This window comes from Fischerella sp. PCC 9605 (genome assembly GCF_000517105.1).
In the GTDB taxonomy this organism is placed as follows: domain Bacteria; phylum Cyanobacteriota; class Cyanobacteriia; order Cyanobacteriales; family Nostocaceae; genus PCC9605.
Genome location: NZ_KI912151.1, coordinates 1,074,840 through 1,093,251 on the forward strand (window position 1 = coordinate 1,074,840; position 18,412 = coordinate 1,093,251).

20 protein-coding genes and 1 pseudogene are annotated in these 18,412 nt (G+C 42.5%); 8 read left to right on the forward strand and 13 right to left on the reverse strand.

The window, feature by feature from the left end; all coding sequences use genetic code 11:
* Window positions 1–192 precede the first annotated feature (192 nt).
* Together FIS9605_RS38585 and FIS9605_RS0129760 are read right to left on the reverse strand one after the other, a co-directional pair.
* Complete coding sequence (locus FIS9605_RS38585) at window positions 193–2,928, reverse strand: PAS domain S-box protein (protein WP_082209876.1); 2,736 nt, start codon at window positions 2,926–2,928, stop codon at window positions 193–195.
* A 632-nt stretch (window positions 2,929–3,560) separates the two neighbouring features.
* Complete coding sequence (locus FIS9605_RS0129760) at window positions 3,561–3,887, reverse strand: HPF/RaiA family ribosome-associated protein (protein WP_026735840.1); 327 nt, start codon at window positions 3,885–3,887, stop codon at window positions 3,561–3,563.
* Window positions 3,888–4,122: 235 nt separating this feature from the next.
* Between FIS9605_RS0129760 and FIS9605_RS0129765 the strand changes: the two genes are divergently transcribed.
* Window positions 4,123–5,052: a cobalamin-binding protein gene (locus FIS9605_RS0129765; protein WP_026735841.1), complete on the forward strand. Its 930-nt coding sequence runs from the start codon at window positions 4,123–4,125 to the stop codon at window positions 5,050–5,052.
* A 160-nt stretch (window positions 5,053–5,212) separates the two neighbouring features.
* Here the strand turns inward: FIS9605_RS0129765 and FIS9605_RS0129770 are convergent, their stop codons facing one another.
* The 3 genes from FIS9605_RS0129770 to ilvA all read right to left on the reverse strand — a co-directional run bounded on the left by FIS9605_RS0129770 (window position 5,213) and on the right by ilvA (window position 8,902).
* Window positions 5,213–5,512, reverse strand: coding sequence for a protealysin inhibitor emfourin (locus FIS9605_RS0129770; RefSeq protein WP_026735842.1), 300 nt, complete (start codon window positions 5,510–5,512; stop codon window positions 5,213–5,215).
* Between the two features lie 163 nt (window positions 5,513–5,675).
* Entirely contained in the window at window positions 5,676–6,755 is a 1,080-nt protein-coding gene (locus FIS9605_RS0129775) for a M4 family metallopeptidase (RefSeq protein ID WP_026735843.1), read from the reverse strand.
* A gap of 635 nt (window positions 6,756–7,390) precedes the next feature.
* Window positions 7,391–8,902 (reverse strand): threonine ammonia-lyase, biosynthetic, encoded by a 1,512-nt coding sequence (ilvA, locus tag FIS9605_RS0129780; protein ID WP_026735844.1) that lies wholly within the window; start codon window positions 8,900–8,902, stop codon window positions 7,391–7,393.
* A gap of 564 nt (window positions 8,903–9,466) precedes the next feature.
* Between ilvA and FIS9605_RS38590 the strand changes: the two genes are divergently transcribed.
* The 3 genes from FIS9605_RS38590 to FIS9605_RS0129795 all read left to right on the forward strand — a co-directional run bounded on the left by FIS9605_RS38590 (window position 9,467) and on the right by FIS9605_RS0129795 (window position 11,309).
* Window positions 9,467–9,676 carry a helix-turn-helix transcriptional regulator gene (locus FIS9605_RS38590; RefSeq protein ID WP_231510497.1) on the forward strand — a complete coding sequence of 70 codons (210 nt, stop codon included), beginning with the start codon at window positions 9,467–9,469 and terminating at the stop codon, window positions 9,674–9,676.
* 565 nt (window positions 9,677–10,241) lie between these two features.
* Window positions 10,242–11,066, forward strand: a complete 825-nt coding sequence (locus tag FIS9605_RS0129790) for a zinc-dependent peptidase (RefSeq protein ID WP_026735845.1) — start codon at window positions 10,242–10,244, stop codon at window positions 11,064–11,066.
* Between the two features lie 21 nt (window positions 11,067–11,087).
* Window positions 11,088–11,309 (forward strand): YgiT-type zinc finger protein, encoded by a 222-nt coding sequence (locus FIS9605_RS0129795; RefSeq protein ID WP_035140328.1) that lies wholly within the window; start codon window positions 11,088–11,090, stop codon window positions 11,307–11,309.
* Between the two features lie 121 nt (window positions 11,310–11,430).
* Here the strand turns inward: FIS9605_RS0129795 and FIS9605_RS0129800 are convergent, their stop codons facing one another.
* The gene (locus tag FIS9605_RS0129800; protein WP_026735847.1) at window positions 11,431–11,691 is read right to left on the reverse strand and encodes a type II toxin-antitoxin system RelE family toxin; all 261 of its coding nucleotides are present in this window, start codon (window positions 11,689–11,691) and stop codon (window positions 11,431–11,433) included.
* The gene (locus FIS9605_RS38595; protein ID WP_035140329.1) at window positions 11,688–11,885 is read right to left on the reverse strand and encodes a DUF2281 domain-containing protein; all 198 of its coding nucleotides are present in this window, start codon (window positions 11,883–11,885) and stop codon (window positions 11,688–11,690) included. The genes FIS9605_RS0129800 and FIS9605_RS38595 overlap by 4 nt, the downstream gene beginning before the upstream one ends.
* Window positions 11,886–12,121: 236 nt before the next feature.
* Here FIS9605_RS38595 and FIS9605_RS45585 point away from each other — a divergent pair, with 236 nt between their 5' ends.
* The gene (locus FIS9605_RS45585) at window positions 12,122–12,286 is read left to right on the forward strand and encodes a hypothetical protein (protein WP_231510498.1); all 165 of its coding nucleotides are present in this window, start codon (window positions 12,122–12,124) and stop codon (window positions 12,284–12,286) included.
* A 464-nt stretch (window positions 12,287–12,750) separates the two neighbouring features.
* Here the strand turns inward: FIS9605_RS45585 and FIS9605_RS0129815 are convergent, their stop codons facing one another.
* Together FIS9605_RS0129815 and FIS9605_RS0129820 are read right to left on the reverse strand one after the other, a co-directional pair.
* On the reverse strand, window positions 12,751–13,188 hold the full coding sequence (locus FIS9605_RS0129815; RefSeq protein ID WP_331280981.1) for a hypothetical protein: 438 nt from the start codon (window positions 13,186–13,188) through the stop codon (window positions 12,751–12,753).
* A gap of 169 nt (window positions 13,189–13,357) precedes the next feature.
* A complete protein-coding gene (locus FIS9605_RS0129820; RefSeq protein ID WP_026735849.1) occupies window positions 13,358–14,272 on the reverse strand; it encodes an ATP adenylyltransferase family protein in 915 nt (304 codons plus the stop codon).
* Between the two features lie 151 nt (window positions 14,273–14,423).
* On the opposite strand from FIS9605_RS0129820, the gene FIS9605_RS0129825 reads away from it, so the two are divergent.
* Window positions 14,424–14,777 (forward strand): Rieske (2Fe-2S) protein, encoded by a 354-nt coding sequence (locus FIS9605_RS0129825; protein WP_026735850.1) that lies wholly within the window; start codon window positions 14,424–14,426, stop codon window positions 14,775–14,777.
* Here the strand turns inward: FIS9605_RS0129825 and FIS9605_RS44440 are convergent, their stop codons facing one another.
* From FIS9605_RS44440 to FIS9605_RS43230, 4 genes are read right to left on the reverse strand one after another with little or no spacing between them, the layout of a single operon-like run.
* Complete coding sequence (locus tag FIS9605_RS44440) at window positions 14,778–14,978, reverse strand: hypothetical protein (protein WP_197036165.1); 201 nt, start codon at window positions 14,976–14,978, stop codon at window positions 14,778–14,780. It lies immediately after the preceding gene.
* Window positions 14,971–15,768, reverse strand: coding sequence for an ABC transporter permease (locus tag FIS9605_RS0129830; RefSeq protein WP_026735851.1), 798 nt, complete (start codon window positions 15,766–15,768; stop codon window positions 14,971–14,973). Before FIS9605_RS0129830 ends, FIS9605_RS44440 begins: the two co-directional genes overlap by 8 nt.
* The gene (locus FIS9605_RS0129835) at window positions 15,768–16,469 is read right to left on the reverse strand and encodes an ABC transporter ATP-binding protein (RefSeq protein WP_026735852.1); all 702 of its coding nucleotides are present in this window, start codon (window positions 16,467–16,469) and stop codon (window positions 15,768–15,770) included. Before FIS9605_RS0129835 ends, FIS9605_RS0129830 begins: the two co-directional genes overlap by 1 nt.
* Before the next feature lie 19 nt (window positions 16,470–16,488).
* The gene (locus FIS9605_RS43230; RefSeq protein WP_155960566.1) at window positions 16,489–16,629 is read right to left on the reverse strand and encodes a hypothetical protein; all 141 of its coding nucleotides are present in this window, start codon (window positions 16,627–16,629) and stop codon (window positions 16,489–16,491) included.
* Window positions 16,630–16,954: 325 nt separating this feature from the next.
* On the opposite strand from FIS9605_RS43230, the pseudogene FIS9605_RS38600 reads away from it, so the two are divergent.
* Both FIS9605_RS38600 and FIS9605_RS0129845 read left to right on the forward strand, forming a co-directional pair.
* Window positions 16,955–17,405: pseudogene (locus FIS9605_RS38600) on the forward strand (FecCD family ABC transporter permease); the annotation flags it as partial.
* Complete coding sequence (locus FIS9605_RS0129845; protein ID WP_026735853.1) at window positions 17,402–18,211, forward strand: ABC transporter ATP-binding protein; 810 nt, start codon at window positions 17,402–17,404, stop codon at window positions 18,209–18,211. The pseudogene FIS9605_RS38600 and the gene FIS9605_RS0129845, both read left to right, overlap by 4 nt.
* Window positions 18,212–18,412: the final 201 nt, after the last annotated feature.

Consider the following 18,412-nt stretch of genomic DNA (forward strand, 5'->3'; position numbering starts at 1 on the left):
GACTTTCATCCTCACTTACTCTCAATATCGTTGTTTACATTATAGATGTAAAAGATTATTTTGTATAGATATGAAAACAGCGTAGTGATAAAACTTCATATCAGCTACGCTGTTGTTGTTGTTGTTATTTATAATTTAATCAGATATAACCTCGCTCTGAACAGACGAGGCGTGACCTCGCTTCCCGCTATTTTAAGGTGTGCGGGGGTTCTCATAAATTTCCCTCAAACACTTTACTGTAGGGTAGGATTGCGTAGCAACTGCCATCTGATTGTAGCGGCTGGTGTGGAACTGGCGGAGGAAGTCTCTGGAAGAAGCTGCGTCATGTTTTGGTTCCTCTCGTTGTAGAAACTCTATAGGGGATTTTCCTTTGATATCCTCTGGGTGACTTTCCCCAAGGTACAAACTTTCTTGAGCAAGTGTTGAAGAGACACCTTCTGTTTGCAGAGATTGATCTGGTAAGAATAGTGTAAACTGACTGCCTTTTCCCAAAATTGATTCTACCGTTACATCGCCACCATGCAAACGGGCTAACTTGCGTGTCAAGGCTAAACCCAAACCTGTGCCTTCATATTGACGATTTAGCCGACTGTCAAGCTGTTTAAAGGGTTCAAATAAGAACTTAAACTGACTTGGATCAATACCAATGCCTGTATCTGAGACTGTAAATTTAATCCCTTGGGGTACTTTTTTGATGTCCAAGCACACCTTGCCTGCTGGTGTAAATTTAATTGCATTGGTAAGCAGATTGAGTAGCATTTGCTTGACTCGGCGCTCATCGGCAATGCAAATATCTGCTTTTTCATCAATTTCGGTTACAAGTTGCAATCCCTTTTCTTCGGCGCGATCGCGTACTGTAGATATGACATATTCACACAACTCTTGCACTAACAACTTAGACAGAAATAGTTCTTCTTTACCTGCTTCCACTTTCGACAAATCGAGGATATCGTTGATTAGTGCCAGCAGATGTTCGCCACTGCTATAAATACAATTGACATACTCTTTTTGCTTGTCATTGAGAGAACCAACCATTTCTTGTTGCAGCAATTGAGACAACCCCATAATTGCATTGAGAGGTGTCCTCAACTCATGACTCATAGTTGCTAAAAATTCACTTTTTGCCCGACTTCCTGCTTCTGCTGCTTCCTTACTTTCACAAAGTTCTAATTCTGTTTGTTTGCGTTCGGTGATGTCCTCAATCATGGCGAGAAAATACTCTGGTTCGCCATTGGTACTGGACATTATGGAAATACTTACCAAAGCCCAAACAAATCGATGATCTTTGTGTAGAAACCGCCTTTCCATCTCCAGGCGATCGCGAATTCCGAAAACAAGTTGTTTGTAGAGTTCTAAATCTCCCTCTTGCTTAAAAATAAAATCTGTGAAGCGTTTGCCAGCTAACTCTTCTCGCGTATAGCCCAGCATCTGACATAATGCCGGATTAGTATCTACAATCCGTGCTTTCATATCTACTAGTCCGATACCGACAGAGGAACGTTCAAAAATCGCCCGGAATTCTGCTTCACTCTGTTTTAATGCCTCCTGTGCTGCGTTACGCTCACTAGCTTCTACTGCCAAGGTAACGAAATCAGCGATCGAACCTGCAAAGTTCTCTTCTTCTACTGTCCACTGGCGAATCCTGCTAATTTGTTCGTGACACACCACACCCACCAAGTGGCCACCCAACCAAATTGGGGCATTCAACAGAGATGCAATGCCAAAAGCAGACAGATAAGGCTCGGATAACTCTTGTGTTCTATTATCATTGCAGGCATCGTGGGCTGCAATGCTGCGTTGTTCTTCCAAAGCCTGAAAATAAGCAGGGAAATTTGCTTTCAACAGCGACATTCCCCAACTATGACGCTTTGTCCTCGCATCATACAAATCGACACATTCAACTTTTGAGTGGTCGCTATTGTATAACCAGACACTGACTCGCTCTACTTCTATGGTTTGAGCAGCGGCTTCTGTGATTTCCCTTAAGGCTGCATTGAGATTACCTTGCTGCAAAGTCTTGCTTTTTGCTAGTTGCACTAGGGTTTTACTTTGTTTTCGCAAACAATTTTCCCTTTTTTGCAGTGCTTCTTCTACCCGCTTACGTTCTGTGATATCCCTAATCGCTACCACCCGCATTTTTTGCCCTTGGTAAGGAATGATTTTGCCTTGCATTTCCACTGGAAAAGTAGAGCCGTCTTTCTTAACTACAATTACTTCGTAGGGTTTTTCATAACCGGAAAGAATATATTTTCTGATTAACTCTTGTGATTCTGGTGTTACCAATTCAAAACTGCTTTTACCAATTAGTTCTGCGACTTCATAACCTGTCATGTTTGCGACAACATGATTTGTATCTAAAATAATTCCATTGTCGTGTACGATAATTCCTTCAAAAGTTAACTCAGACAAACAACGAAATCGAGCTTCGCTATCTCGCTGAGCAGATAAAGCTTGTTTAACAAGAGTAATTTCTCGGTTTTTAGATATTTCTTGTAAAATTAGTTGGCTTTTTGGGCGTTGACATTGCTGTCTTGTGACAGCGCATAGCAGTGTCCACCGCAACAATTGCAGCGTCATCTCACTTTTGACTAAGTAATCTTGAGCATTTATGCTCAGCACTCGTTTTAGCATTGCCTCATCTTGGCGATCGCTCATCGCGATAACTGCCATATTTGGGAACAGTGAGTGCAACTTCGGGATAATTTCTAAATTCTGAGCATCCCTAACAGATAAATCCAATATCACTACATTGATAGATTCAGCCTGCAAAACAGATATAGCCTCAAGGAATTCCTGAACCTGAATCAACTGAAATTGAGGAACAGACGTAGAGTTACTTCTTCCTGCTGCCAAGAGCATTTCTTGGATTAAGTCAGCATAGCTCTGACTCTCCTCAAATAGCAAAATTTTAATTAGTTCACATGCCATGCTTGTCACCAGTAGAACATCTTCACAAAAAAGGGCGACAATCAAAGTCGCAAAACGATGATGTTTGCCTTATCGCCATTCTTTGTGAGTGTGTTAACACCCCGTGTACGTAAAACCACTGTTAAGAATTTATTTATGCCCAAGCTGCGAGGGATTACATTATATAGTAATATTACTGAAAAAAGATAAAAACTGCCGTAAAGTTGATCGCTCTACCCTACATCAATACCTTCGCCAATTTTGTGAAACGCCCGCAGGCTGGAAGCCTGGACGCCAGTTGCTACAATGGGGAGAACCACCAAGGGCGCACTGGCTCGGCTGCACGTCAAAGCCCACCTCCGTGGACTGAAAACCTTACAGGCTGAGGAGGCGGGCTTGGTTTATGTAGCTGCACCCTTCGAGGGTGTCGGATTTTGACGAAGGTATTGCTACACAGTCGATGGTTAAGAGTTAGGGCATTGCTGAATCAAGATATAAATTGTCATTCTGAGCGGAACCCTACCCTGCGGAGGGCTTTATTGCCCATTCCACAATTTTGGAGCTGAAAATCACTACCCCAGTCCCTAATCACCAGTCCCCAGTCCCTTTTACCGTATTGATTTTTCGTACTGGCAAATGGTTTATTACTGAACTTAATTGCGCTGTACTTCGACATAATCTTGTAGTTGCCGCTTGGCAGCATCAAAGGCATCCCGAATTGCCACATAAATATCTTGATGGCTTTCATTGTCAGATGGATTGCTATTGACTACTATCTCTGTTCCTGGTAAAGTAATGTCAATTTGTATATGATAAAGCTTGCCCTTTTGGTGATTTCGATGTGGTGCGTCTACCACTACTCGACAGCTTGTAATTCGGTTATGAAATTGCTCTAATTTAGCGGCATATTCACGAATTTTTTCCTCAACCGCTTCAGATTTTTGAACATTGCGAAAGTTAACTTGTAGTGGCGATCGCATTTTTTCTCCTCACTGTGTAAATTGATTAAGTCTACCTAAAGATTAAAAAGAAAATTTGAGGAACTTGTGAGGAACTTCCCCAATTCAAGCGAGTAATTCTCGCACTGACATACTCGCGATGCCAAACAAAATTTCCCCATCTCCCATTCTCTTACCTACAGACAGATACCCAGCCTCTGAGATTTTGCAAGAATTAAATTATTAAATTAATTGCAACTATTGTGGAGATGGAGCAATGAGCAATGGCGACTTGAGAATTGTCTCCCTAATTCCTAGTGGAACTGAGATTTTAGCAGCGTTAGGTTTAACTGATGCTATTGTTGGGCGATCGCACGAGTGTGACTACCCCCCAGAAATTCAAGATCGTCCGATTTGTACCCAACCCAGGCTGAACACTAGTGCTTCAAGCAGTGAAATCAACGACAAAATTAATAAATTAATCCAATCTGCTCTCAGTATCTACGAGATTAAAATCGAGATTTTGAAGCGATTGCATCCCACTCACATTATCACCCAAGACCAGTGTGATGTCTGTGCTGTCAGTGTATCAGAAGTGGAAAAGGCTGTAGCTTCAATCACTCATACCCCACCCGAGATTATCTCTTTAAAACCGAATGTTCTCAAAGATGTTTGGGCTGATGTAGAGCGAGTAGCTAACGCTTTTGGTGTAGACTCATTGAAGGTGCTAGAAAACTTAGAAGCTCGCGTAAAAATAGTTTCTCAAAAAACACAAGGACTTTCCCAAACAGAGAAATTACCAACAGTAGCATGTATCGAATGGACTGACCCTTTGATGATTGCTGCTAATTGGATTCCTGAATTAGTTACCTTAGCAGGAGGAGAACCGTTATTTAGTACCACAGGTCAACCTTCCTCACATTTAAAGTGGGAAAATCTGATTGCGAGCAATCCAGATATTATTATTTTTATGCCCTGTGGCTTTGATTTAAATCGCACTCGTCAAGAAGCTGAGTTATTAACTCAACATCCAGAGTGGGAAAATCTGCGTGCTAACCAAAATGGCAGAGTCTATATCACTGATGGTAATTCTTACTTCAACCGTCCAGGGCCTCGACTGGTAGATTCAACAGAAATGTTAGCAGAAATTCTGCATCCGGAAATTTTTCAATATGGTTATAAAGGACAAACTTGGGAACTCTTGTAAAATTATGAATTATGAATTATGAATTATCAAAAATTCTATCATTTGTGATTCATAATTTACGGCAGTTTTCATATCAATGGAGGACATAATTACTCCAACTCTATTCCTCATTCTCTATTCCCAGCCTTGACTGTAGTTTATGCATCTCAAAATAGCTATATCATTTTTTGCTTGCTACATTATTTACCCATTCAATAATGGGTTTTAAGCTTCCTGGTAGTGCTGCCTCACTGACTGTAACCGTGTGTTGCTGACCGTTATTTTCTACTGTCAAAGTATACTGAAAGCGATCGGCTTGGTGAGGAGGAGCATTAATTTTTGTGGGTAGACTAAAGAAATTTGCGGCTTCTAACATTTGAGGTAACTGCTTAGCCTCCTCTGGAGACAGATTAGCCGTATCAACAGTTGCTTTCTTGCTTATGCCAGTAAAACCACCCGTGCGTTGAAGCGAGATCCGCATTTGTCCTCTCCGTAATGCTGCCTTTTGCTATAAACAAAAATACTGGGAGATTCAAGTTTCTTCTCCCAGTTTAGCAACAAAAGACAACAAGAAATTATGAATTGTAAATTATGAATTGTAAATGATAAAAACTTTCATAATTCATAATTCATAATTCATAATTCTAAATAACTCCCACCTCTTTCCAAGCCTTCTCCACTACATTTTGTTCTAGGCTTCCTTGACCGTAGAGTTCACCAGCAACCTGAATAATTGTCTTGGCAGCACGTTTAAAACTAGCCCGAGAACGCAGGCGATCGCGTAAAGCAATATACCAGATTTTGCCAACTTTTTCCCAAGCATAACCGCCAATCTCTGTTGCTGCTAGGTAAAAGGCGCGGTTGGGAATACCCGAGTTGATATGCACCCCACCGTTATCCTCAAAACCCATATATTTATCTTTCATGTGGCCTGGTTGAGGATCTTTGCCCAGTATTGGGTCATTGTATGCTGTCCCCGGCGCTTTCATGGAGCGAATACCCACACCTTTGACTTTGTCTGTAAATAAACCTTCTCCAATGATCCAGTCTGCTTCTTGTGCAGTCTGTTTTTTTACCCACTGTTTCACCAATGAGCCAAAGACATCAGAGAATGATTCATTTAGCGCCCCAGACTCGCCAAAATATATGAGACCAGCTTCATACTGAGTAACACCGTGTGTTAACTCATGCCCGATAATATCAATACATTTAGTAAAGCGCTGAAAGATTTCACCGTCGCCATCACCATAAACCATTTGGTCGCCATTCCAAAAGGCGTTATCGTATTTGACACCGTAATGCACAGTGGAGTCTAAACGTAGCCCTTTGTCATCGATAGAATTTCGCTCGAATACCTCATAATATAAGTCATAGGTTGCCCCAGCAGCATCATAAGCTTCGTCGACTGCATCATCTCCACTGGGAGGATCGCCTTCGTGACGCACTGGCTTACCAGGAAGTTCTTCAGTACCTTTAGCATCAAAAATTGTGCGACTTTTCTCACCGGGAGAAACTGCAAAATTGATATTACCGATTACGTTTCGCCGTCCCCGAAACTGTGCCGAAACACTTAATGTGTGAAATGCCCATCTGCGCTGTTCGGGGCTACCATTCACTGCGATATTTTCCAGCATGTGGGGTGGCACAACACAACAAATAGGGCATCTAGAATATAGTTGATGCTCACACCCAAACCCCAATGATTTTTTCTTATTTCGAGCCATCCCAGATTTTCTCCTTCTTGCTAAATTGAGTGATGGCAAACACTGGTTTTAATACTAAGTTGCAGTCAAAGATAGTACTTCCCTCACCCTGCCTGTCGGCACCCCTCTCCCAATTTGGGAGAGGGGAAGGGGAGAGGGCACGAATTGCTATTGCTATGTCTGAACGCAACTTGGTATAACTCCACTGTAAAAATGAGCAGAAAACCTAATCAAACAGCGAGTTTTTAGTTTGTGTTTTTGAAGGTATTTTCTACTCTTTATTTTCAACAGATTAGTTACTCAGTCACAGTACCCTTTGAGGGTACTTTTATGTTGGGGTATCGCATCAAAAAACAAGGTAAACTTTTAAGCTGTAATTTTGAGCCTAAATCCTGGCTTCATTCAGCAACACTTTTTCATATACCCAACGGGCTTATATTGGTGCGACACAGCTAATTTTGTGCATTAGAAAAATCTTGTGGGATGGGCTTCTAGCCCGTCCTCATAGACGGGCAGGATACCCGCACCACAAAACAATTTATTGCATCATTTTAGTCGTATCACGCCAACATAATAGTTCTTATTAACCGTACTTGTGTTATTTTTTACTTTTTTTTAACTACAGATTTAATATTTAACCAAGCAGGAGCATCGCACTATCCCAAAAACAGCTTATACGCTGGATTCTTGTTTTCATCCCAATAGCGATAGCCAAGTGTATCTAAAAATGCTTGCCACTCTTCCATCTCATGAGGGGGAACTTGTATCCCAACGACAATTCGCCCGTAGTCTGCACCATTGTTGCGGTAGTGGAACATGCTGATATTCCAATTCGGACTCATGGAATCTACAAACTTCATCAATGCGCCGGGACGTTCGGGAAACTCGAAACGGTAAAGTAATTCATTGTGGGCAAGGGGGGAATGCCCGCCAACCATGTGCCGCAGGTGTAATTTCGTTAGTTCGTCATCGGTTAAGTCAATAGTTTTGAACCCACACTCTTCAAAAGTTGCAACCATATTTGCCCTGTCGGCACGTTTTTCTATTTGCACGCCCACAAAAATATGTGCCTCTTTTTCATCGGCAATGCGATAGTTAAACTCAGTCAAGTTGCGTTTGCCCATGCATTGGCAAAACTTGCGGAGACTACCAGCTTCTTCAGGAATTGTGACTGCAAAGATGGCTTCGCGGCGTTCGCCCAACTCTGCCCGTTCTGCTACAAACCGGAGGCGATCGAAGTTCATATTGGCACCACAGGCTACGGCAATTAATGTTTGCCCTTCGATTTGCTCCCGCTCTACATAGGCTTTGGCACCTGCGATCGCCAGTGCCCCCGCAGGTTCCAAAATGGATCGTGTATCTTCAAATACATCTTTAATCGCGGCACAGGTATCATCCGTATCAACGAGAATGATATCATCTACATATTGCTGGCACAAGCGAAAAGTCTCTTCACCCACTTCCCGCACCGCTACACCGTCAGCAAATAAGCCCACCTGAGACAATCGCACTCGCTGTCCTGCTTTTAGAGATTGATGCATGGCATCGGCATCTACAGGCTCAACGCCAATAATCTTGATTTCTGGACGCAACCGCTTCACATATGCCGCAATTCCAGAGATCAATCCACCACCACCAATCGCTACAAAAATCGCATGGATGGGTTGCTGGTATTGGCGCAAAATTTCCATGCCGATGGTTCCCTGTCCCGCAATCACCTCCGGATCGTCAAAAGGGTGAATAAAAGTTAAGCCCTTTTCTGCTTCCAATTGACGGGCGTAAGCATAAGCATCATCGTAGGTATCCCCATGCAACACTACCTCTCCTCCCCTGGCTCTGACTGCATCTACCTTAACTTGGGGTGTGGTTATAGGCATAACGATAATCGCTTGGGTTCCTAACTGCCGGGCACCAAGGGCAACTCCTTGAGCATGGTTGCCAGCAGATGCAGCAATTACACCCTGTGCCAGTAAATCCGAGGGTAAGTTTGCCATCTTGTTATAAGCACCACGCAGCTTAAAGGAAAATACTGACTGCATATCCTCGCGCTTCAGCAGGAGTTTATTATTCAGTCGTGCAGAAAGATTTGGGGCATACTCCAGTGGTGTTTCTTGGGCAACATCATATACGCGGGCAGTCAGAATTTGTACCAGATAGTCACAAAGCATGGGCATTAACAAGTTGATAGATGCCGGATAGAGGATAATTTTACGGCACTTGTGTACCTGTTTTGCAGATATGGTTAGGTTGAGCGTCAAATTCCCGACTTCCTTGAAGAAGTCGGGAATCTTGTGTTGCATCACGCCTGCTCTATTTTTTGTGTAATTTTTCCAACTGCTTGGGCGAGCCTCCTGTCGGAGGAGCTTCGCTAACGCTTGAGCATCTTTCCTAAAAAAAGTTTCCCTGTCGCCGTTACTCCAAACAATCTCGCAGGTAAACTGCCAAGACATGTTAAAGTGAACTTTCCGAAATCGAACTTGGCGAACGTAAGCTAAATTTATCAAGCCTCTGGTGGGTGTTTGGCAAAGCAGGGGTTTTAGTTCGAGGGTTGCTTGTGGCATCATTGATATATCCTTAACATTTGTTTTGGAATAGAGAGGCGGTTTTAGGCTTGGACTCTTGGAACCGCCTTCTCTATTTCTATTAAATCAAGCTATATTGTAGAAGTCAAGCGCTATTGTATTAAAGTTTTGTAGTAGGAATTTGTGTCGATGGATTCGGGCAAAAGCTTTATGACATTAAGAGAGTCGCTAGGACTTACGCAAAAGCAAATAGCGGATGCAGTAGGTGTTACCGATCAAACAGTTTCCAACTGGGAAAGGGGAGTTCATGTACCACGCCTCACCTTAAGGCAGACAGTTAAGCTTTGCGAAATCACAAAGCGCACTGTTGAAGATTTGGCTGATTTATTTGAACCAGAAACAGAAAAGGGTTTCAAATAATGCAAATTGCCCCCGCTGTCTCGCTGATGGGCGGCGTGGGGCATAAGCTGTTGTAATGCACAACAGCAAGGCAGTCGCAATGAAAAAAATTCACCGCCATGTGTGAAAACCTCACCCCCTGCCCCTCTTCTTGCTAAGGAGAGGGGTGTCCGATCGGACGGGGTGAGGTTCTTTTAAGGCAGAAGGAAAGAGGTTTTGAATCGTTAACTAGATCAAATGAATACTCAAATGACAAGGGCGAAGCTGATATCACTAAACTTAAAAAAGAAAGCGATCGCATCTTAGAGGTCATTTATAAAGTAAAAATAAAATTACTGTAGGGGAGGCTGTCATCGGTGTGGATTTTCCTCCCGCTTTATTGCCGTTGTGTTAGGCGCATATTTTGAGATGATTTGTCACGAAAAACACGATCAAAGCGCCTAACGCACCGCTATACAACATGGTGCGTCAGGCTAAAGCCGTGACACACCCTACTTAAGATTTACTTTATAAATCAACTCTTACCAATTTGGGGTCATCAAAAAGCCCTATCAGTCAATCAGACAGCGGAAAGCTGTAAAAATCAATGGTCGAAACAATTATTGTTTTTCTCATTATTGGGCTAATTATCACTGGCATTTTAGTCAGTCCCATCCTAACTAAACAGCGAATAAACCGTTTTAAACATCGCCCTTTTCCTCCACTTTGGAACGCCATTATTGAGAATAATCTTCCTATTTACCCCCGTCTTTCTCCCGATGAACGCAGACGGCTTCAGGGACATATTCAAGTTTTTTTAGCGGAAAAACAATTCATCGGCTGTAAAGGATTGCAAGTGACAGAAGAAATGAAACTAACTATTGCTGCTGTCGCCTGTTTACTTTTACTTAATGAGCGAGGAGAATACTTTCCTAAACTTCGTTCAATTTTGATTTACCCAAGTATTTATATTGTTAATGAAACTGTCGCCACTGGGGATTATGTTGTCGAAGAAAGGCGCGTAGCAAGATTGGGGGAATCATGGAGCAAAGACCAAGTGATATTATCTTGGGAACAAGTACAACAAGATACTCGCAACTGGAGTGATGGACATAACGTTGTTCTGCATGAATTCGCCCATCAGTTAGATCAAGAAGATGGTAAAGCCGAGGGTGTTCCGATTTTGCCACGAAAATCAGATTATCCCATCTGGGCTAGGGTGATGACAGAAGAATATCAACAACTTTGTAGTGATGTTCAACGAGGTATTAAAAGCGTCATAGATAATTATGGTGCAACTAATCCCGCAGAATTTTTTGCTGTGGCGACTGAGACATTCTTTGAGAAACCGCAGCAGTTGCTGAAGCAGCATCCGTCACTTTATGAGCTACTGCAACGCTACTATCAATTAGATCCGGTGCAATGGGTTTAGATATTTAGATTGGTTGATAGGATGAGTGATTGGAATGAAACGCTAATAGAGCAAAAAGTAACCTACACTCTAGAGGTTAATGGCAAATTTTACTTGATTGAAAATGTACCTGCGCGAGTTAATCCAGAAACTGGAGAACAGTTTTTCTCTCCATCTACAGTAGAACGCTTACAGCAGATTATTCTCAACCAACAAGAGCCTGTACGTTTTGTTGAAACACCAGTATACGACTTTGCTGCCTAGTACAAATCTGTAGAAAGCTGTACTGGAGGGCTGTAATCGCAAGCTTGAACAAACAAAGCGATCGCCCTTTTATGTAGTCTTGAGTAAATGCGATCGCCATATTGAAGAAAATTTCAGCTTTCTAAGACCGATAAACATCTCTACGGTGCTTCACTTTGACTACAGTCACCAACAATAGGTCATCTTGAATTTGGTACACAATCCGATAACTACTTAATCTGACTCTGTATAAATCTTCTGCCCCCTCCAGCTTTACTACGCCATCCGGACGCGGGTTAACTGCGAGTTCCTCTAATTTTGCTACTACTTTTTGTTGAATATCGGCAGGTAATTTTTTCACTTGTCTGACCGCAGCTGGTGCAAGTTCTACTTGGTAACTCACAAACCCAACTCCCTTTTAAGTTCGTCCAAGGACACTGTACCTACCGTTACGGCTTCTTCTAATGCTGCTTTTGCATCCTCTAAATCTTCTTTATCTTCTTTGGCTTTCAAAAACAGTAAAAAGTCCAACACTTCAGAGACAATTTCCTCTGGCGCGTTTTCTATCTCCTCAATGATTTTTTGTTTTGCATTCATGATTCGTTCTATCTCCATCAGATTTCACGCCCAAGTCAATACATAAAACATCACACTTCAAAAACAATCTAATTTCGATTATCGCAAAGTTGAGGCGTGACAAGTGCAATGACACACAGCCTTCCTAGGTGGCGATCGCAAGTACTGTAAGTTATGCGATCGCCATATTGAACAGAATTTCAGAGGCTATTTATAAACAAAATATTAAGTAGGAGAGGCAGTTTGCGGTTGTTTGGGTGTTATTAACGAAAGTCGCGATGTTGTTTATGAAAGTCACGATGTTGATAGAGAAAGTCACGATGTTGATAGAGAAAGTCACGATGTTGTTTATGAAAGTCACGATGTTGGTCACGAAAGTCGTGATGTTGTTTATGAAAGTCGCGATAACTATCGTCGCTTAGGTTGATGGCAGTTGATAACTAAAGCAATCTTAGCTAAATTACCTGACCCGCTGCCCACCGACTGAGAAAATTAGGTGTGCGACGATTAGCGATGAAACGCTCTTTGGGTGCTATGGTGTAAATCAAAAATTTTCCCGAATTTTGAGCTTTTCACCTTAGTGTCTTAGTGTCTTTGTGGTGAAAAAATTGACTTTTGAACCACCAAGGCACTAAGACACCAAGAAAAATACATTACACCTTGAAAGGGCTGCTTCATAGGACTTACGCACTGTACAAATAGGTTTTTGCATGTATCAACGATACAGCGTCATTGTAGAACTAAAACAAAGTCGTTTCCTAGCAAATAAAGACCACCCGCATCAAGCAGGTGGACTCAGCAGAAAAGAGTTATCTTTACTAACTTCTTTGTATCAGTACAGCATAGTAGAACTTTGTCGTTTGTGTGTTGAGATTGTGGTTTACACTTACCTCCAAGGCGAGGGAATTACCGTTGTTGAAAGCACCTCTTGTCCTACCAACTTGATCGCAATTTTGCCACAGGTGGGGCAGCGAACATCAATATCTTGGACTGGTAAGACATTTTTGTATTCGCACAATAGCCCTTCGTGACAGTGATAGCATTCAAGGATAGCTCTGCTAACTGGCTTGTTACAGTCCAAAAGGCGAAGGTGCTGACAAGGTTGTGGTTCCCCTTCTTCTTCTATTCGAGGTCTGGGTTTATATTGTCTAGGCTCCGTTTCTTGGGGATTTCTCTTTATTGGCTTTTCATAGTTCATAATTGTTTTTCCCTGTTTGAAAGTGGTGTAGATATCAAGTGTAGATGCTTGTGTAGACTCAAATCCCTCAATGAATCGGTCTAGCACTTCCTTTATTTGCTGTTTGAATTCAGTACGCTTAGCCACTCGCCAGTCCTTGAGGACGCGATCGCACAGCGACTCTCCAAAATTCAGATTGATTCATTCACTAGATTTAATTCCTCTGGCTTGAGCTAGTTTATCTATTCGTTTAAAAATCTGCTGTTTACTGAGTGGCTCTTTCTATATCGTCTCATCGTTTAAATCAGTAGAAATGCTATTGTATCTCGCAATTTGGCACAGCAACATTTTTCAGCACACTCATTGGTCCATATTGTTTGAGAATCTGCATTTGCTGCTCGTTTCGCACAAACATAGTACCGGCAAATCCCAAGGAGTTCACTGGTATAGACTCGAAACACTCTTGCGATCGCGGCACAAGCAACATCCATTCTCGTGTCACTAAAAGATTATAAGCCCTAGATTGTTGATTATCTTCTAAGCCTACTGCCCGCAGCAGAGAATGATAGCACTCTAGTGTTGCGGCGGCGGCAGAAAATGGAGATTCCTTCCAAAGGGAATCTAGAGTTGTGAAAGCATGTAAAAAAGGAAATTCTGGTATAGTTGCAATTGAGTTATGAAATTGGGCAGATTTTAATAAAGGTTCAATCGGTAGCTGCACTCCAGTGGGTGTGAGCGGTAGTGGCACAAGTTGCAAGTGTTTGTGTCGCTGACTAGCACCAGCAATCTTTCCAGAGTTGTAGAATGTCAAACCATCGAATTGGGCCATACATGCCCACATAGCGGCAAAATCTTCTAGGGTAAGCAAGCTTTCTTGTTCTTCAAAGGCACGGGTAATCAGTAGCAGGTGATAATCAGCAACGTTGTATTTGTTCAATATACATACATGGGTATCAGAAATATCTGCCACAAATAAATCTTGCTCGTAGGGAAGAAAGGGATTGAAATCTCCTTTACAAGCGGCGCTTTGTTTTTGTTGATCGCGCTTAGCTTCGTCCTTACGAACTAAGTTAGACGCAATCCGCACCAGGAAGCAAACACCCTGCTGTTCTACAAATTCAGATTCCGTTGGTATTGACACCAGTGCGCCGCATTGCCGAGCATGTTCTGTCTGCTCCTTAATTTTTGTCCAGAAAGTGCCAGCCTTGAGCAATATTTTTCCCTGTGCCATGTCTTTATTTTTGAGGCTTAAATCTATAGCCTGTTAATTGTAGAATACAAAATTACTGACTATTTTTTTATCCATACTTCAGCTATTCAGGCAAACGTCGAATTGCCGCACTGCTTTGCTAAAAACTGGCTAATCAAGAGAGGAAATCCTTATGAGTTGGACACAGGTTCTTTCAGCTGATGCACTTTCTCCTGGTGCGCGACAAGTAGTGAAAGTTGGCAGCAGGAGTATCTTGGTTGTGAATCACGAAGGCCAGCTTTATGCGGTAGAAAACGCCTGTCCTCATCTGAAATTATCTCTAAAAAAAGGTAAAATCACCGAAGATGGGGCGATTGTTTGTCCTTGGCATCGCAGTGCTTTTGACCTCCGCACTGGTGAAGCCAAAGAGTGGATCGCTTGGCCCCCTGTTATTGGTAAGGCAATGAGTGTAGTCTCACGAGAGAAGCCACTATCAGTTTTTCCTATTCGTGTGGAAGAAGGAAATATCTGGATTGATGTAGAATAGTTAATCCTTACATATGTACAGCAAGCGATCGCCAACCGTGAAAGTGGTATGCAAATTTTCAAGGGCGATCGCTTGCTCAAGGAGGGAAAGTAGCCCAACATAAATATTTTTCGTTAGGCTCAGGCAGAAGGCAGAAGAGAGTTTTGAGTTTTTAATTGCAACTAGAACCAAAAACAGGGTATCAAAAATCCAGCTAACCAAGCTTACGTAATAAATTTGTGAGCTGGTGATTTCGATTAAACAAAACAAGAAAAGCTAGGATGACAACACCCATTGTCGCGATCGCCACTCCTGCTGCCTGTGCAAAGATAATCACAATCTGGTAGCGGATAGCATCACTAGGATTTGCCCCAGCGAGAATTTGACCAGTCATCATTCCTGGTAGGCTGACTAATCCCATCACCATCATCGAATTAATAGTCGGAATCATTCCTGTTCTGAGGGCTTCTTTAATAGTTTGATGTGCGGCTTCCCAACGGGTTGCACCCAGAGTCAGCAGCGCCTCTATTTCAAAGCGACGACTGGTTAAGTCTTCCATAAACCGATCTAAACTCAGGGATGTACCCGTGAGGGCATTACCCAAGACCATACCCAAAAGGGGAATGAGATACTGAGGCTCGTACCAAGGCTGTACGCGCAGAATGCCACTAACTATTATCCCCGTAACTAAAAACGAACCGCTCAAAAGCGAAATAAAGTTATTCCAATAAATACTTGCAAACCGTCGGCGCGTACGATTGACACTAGATACACCAGCAATAACTGTCATGCCCAAAGCTAAAAGTATAATCAATACAGGATTGCTGAGAGTAAACACCCACTGCAATATGTACCCCACCAGCAACAACTGTACTACCATCCGTAGTGAGGCTATCCCCAGACTCTGCTCTAGTCCCAACCGCAAACCAAAGGAAAGCCCTATATTGACAAGAATAAACAAAGTCGCCAAAGCCAGTTGTTCGTCACTAATTTGGATATAATTGGTTTCCATTAGTCTTTTCCCTTCAAGGTAATTTGGCGGTTGGTAATGCGTTCTAACTGAGTAGGGTCATGGCTTGTCCACAGATATGCCCGTTGTGGGTCTTGATCTTGCCAAGCTGCTACTAAAGCCTCTAAACTTTCAGCAGTGACCGCATCCAGTGAGGCAGTGGGTTCATCTAGTAGCAGTATAGAAGGTGAAAGTTGCAAAGCTCGTAAAAAGGCGAGAATCTGCGCTTCACCACCGGAAATAGAACTAACCGGACGCTGCAAAAAGTCAGCCGTTTTATGCAAAAGATGCAGATAGTCTAGAATCAGCTTACGGTTGTAAACTAGATGGCGGTGGACTGCTAATCGATAAACTTGCTGGAGGTTTTCCTCTACAGTTCCTTCCCAAAGTGCTGGTCGCTGGTGCAAGTAGATGATTTGGGAACGATAGCTGGGCATAAAGTAGGAGTTCACTGGCTGTCCCTGAAAAATAATTTGCCCTGCTTGTACTGGGTCGAGACCAGCTAATGCTCTTAACAGTAAGCTTTTACCAGAACCAGAAGCACCAACCACTGCGACTCGTTCCCCGCCAAATAATTGAAAACTTAGGTTACTCCAGATCCACCGGTTCTCAAGTTTTCGGCCTAACTCTTGTACACAGAGAATAGGGTTGTTGGGAGACAGTTCTAGTTCGGTAGTCTGGCTTTTGATAATTTTATCTTTCATCGCTGTCTCCCGAGAATCTTCAGAATACTCTACGTTCTTCTAGATGGGCAGGAATTGCGGCGCGATCGCGCCACACTGGACGCAACTTTTTATTGGCGAACATCTGTAACTGGTCGCCAGTGTGGGGTGATTCGGGTTGAGTTGCATTACTGTGTACCAAGTACGGATTCAGGTTGATCTAACAATATCACTTTGTTGAGAAATTATATCAAAGCTTAAACCCCATCCTTTGTTCCTTCTGAAAAATGACGAAATAGCTACATGATCGTGTAATGTGTATATAAACTTATCAATAAAGATTATCAACTTGACGATTAGAAAGCCATTAACTATTGAGAGTGCCAATTAAAAAAACAAATAACCAGTAGAGTGTAGTATTTTCAAGTGACAGCAAGATAATGATAAAAGCGACCACAGTCTCACCTAGAGGATTGAAAAAGCCACCAATGTCAGCCTTATTTGGTCTGGTTCTGGGACTTGTTATTACGAGTGAGCAAGTATTTTTCTTCTTGCCTTGGTTGGTTATTTTTATACCAATGGCGTTGACATTATCCAGGCATTTGAACGCTTTGAATTTGGGAGATGATGTCGCTAAAAGTCTAGGTAGTCGAGTGGAGTGGCAACGTGGTTTACTGGTGCTGGTAGGTGTAGCCTTAGCGGGTGCGGGAGTCACCACCGCTGGAAATATTGGTTTTGTCGGTTTAATCACACCCCATTTAGGACGACAGATGGTAAGTGCAACCCATGAAGGCTTGATTCCTACCTCTGCACTGTTGGGTGGAGTGATTGTTGTGGTAGCGGATTTGTTGGGACGAGTACTGTTTGCACAGATCAAAATTCCTTGTGGGGTAGTGACTGCTGCTGTCAGCGCTCCTTATTTTCTTTATTTATTAAGTTCGTAACCGCAAAAATAATAATGGGAAATATCACTTATGAAAGGACTGTCAACCAAAAGTCTGTCTTTAGCTTACGATGGTGCTACGATTATCCGTGACCTGAATTTGGCAATTCCCACTGGACAAATTAGCGCTTTAGTTGGCGCCAATGGTTGTGGTAAATCAACTTTGTTACGAGGTCTGGCGAGATTACTCAAACCTCGTGGTGGTACGGTGTACCTCGATGGTACGTCTATTTTAAAGCTTTCCACCAAACAAGTAGCGCAGCAGTTAGGTATTTTGCCACAAGGTCCAGTAGCACCGGAAGGGTTAACGGTACGAGATTTGGTGGCACAAGGGCGTTATCCTTATCAAAATTGGTTGCAGCAGTGGTCGGCAAAAGATGAGAAGATTGTGCAACAGGCGCTAGATATTACAAATTTGCTAGAGTTGGCGGAGCGAGAACTCGATACTTTGTCTGGTGGACAACGACAGCGAGCATGGATTGCAATGGCGCTGGCGCAAGATACAGATATTTTACTTTTAGATGAACCGACTACTTTTTTGGATTTGGCGCATCAGATCGAAATTTTAGATTTGTTGTATGAATTGAACCAAACTCAGGGACGAACAATTGTGATGGTACTGCATGATTTAAATCAGGCATGTCGTTATGCTGATTATCTGGTTGCTGTCAAAGATGGTCGCATTTTTGCTGCTGGGGAACCAAAACTGGTGATGACTCAGCAAATGGTTCAAGAGGTTTTTGAGTTGGAGTGTCGTATTATTCCCGATCCAGTTGTGGGGACGCCGATGTGTGTGCCGATAGGACGCAAGGGTAAAGGAAATTACAAACAACTTGACTGAAATTCATGATTCGATGTCTACTAGAGATATTGCTTGATAAGACATTTTGTAGTATATAAAATTTCAACTTACATTCAGGTTATTATCTTCTGTTTTTCGCCACTGACACAAAGTAATGTAATCCTTGCTGGCGCCTTTAGTGTTTTCAGTGGGAACGATTATTGAGGTATTCGTTTTTAGTACCGTATCAACTATGTAACT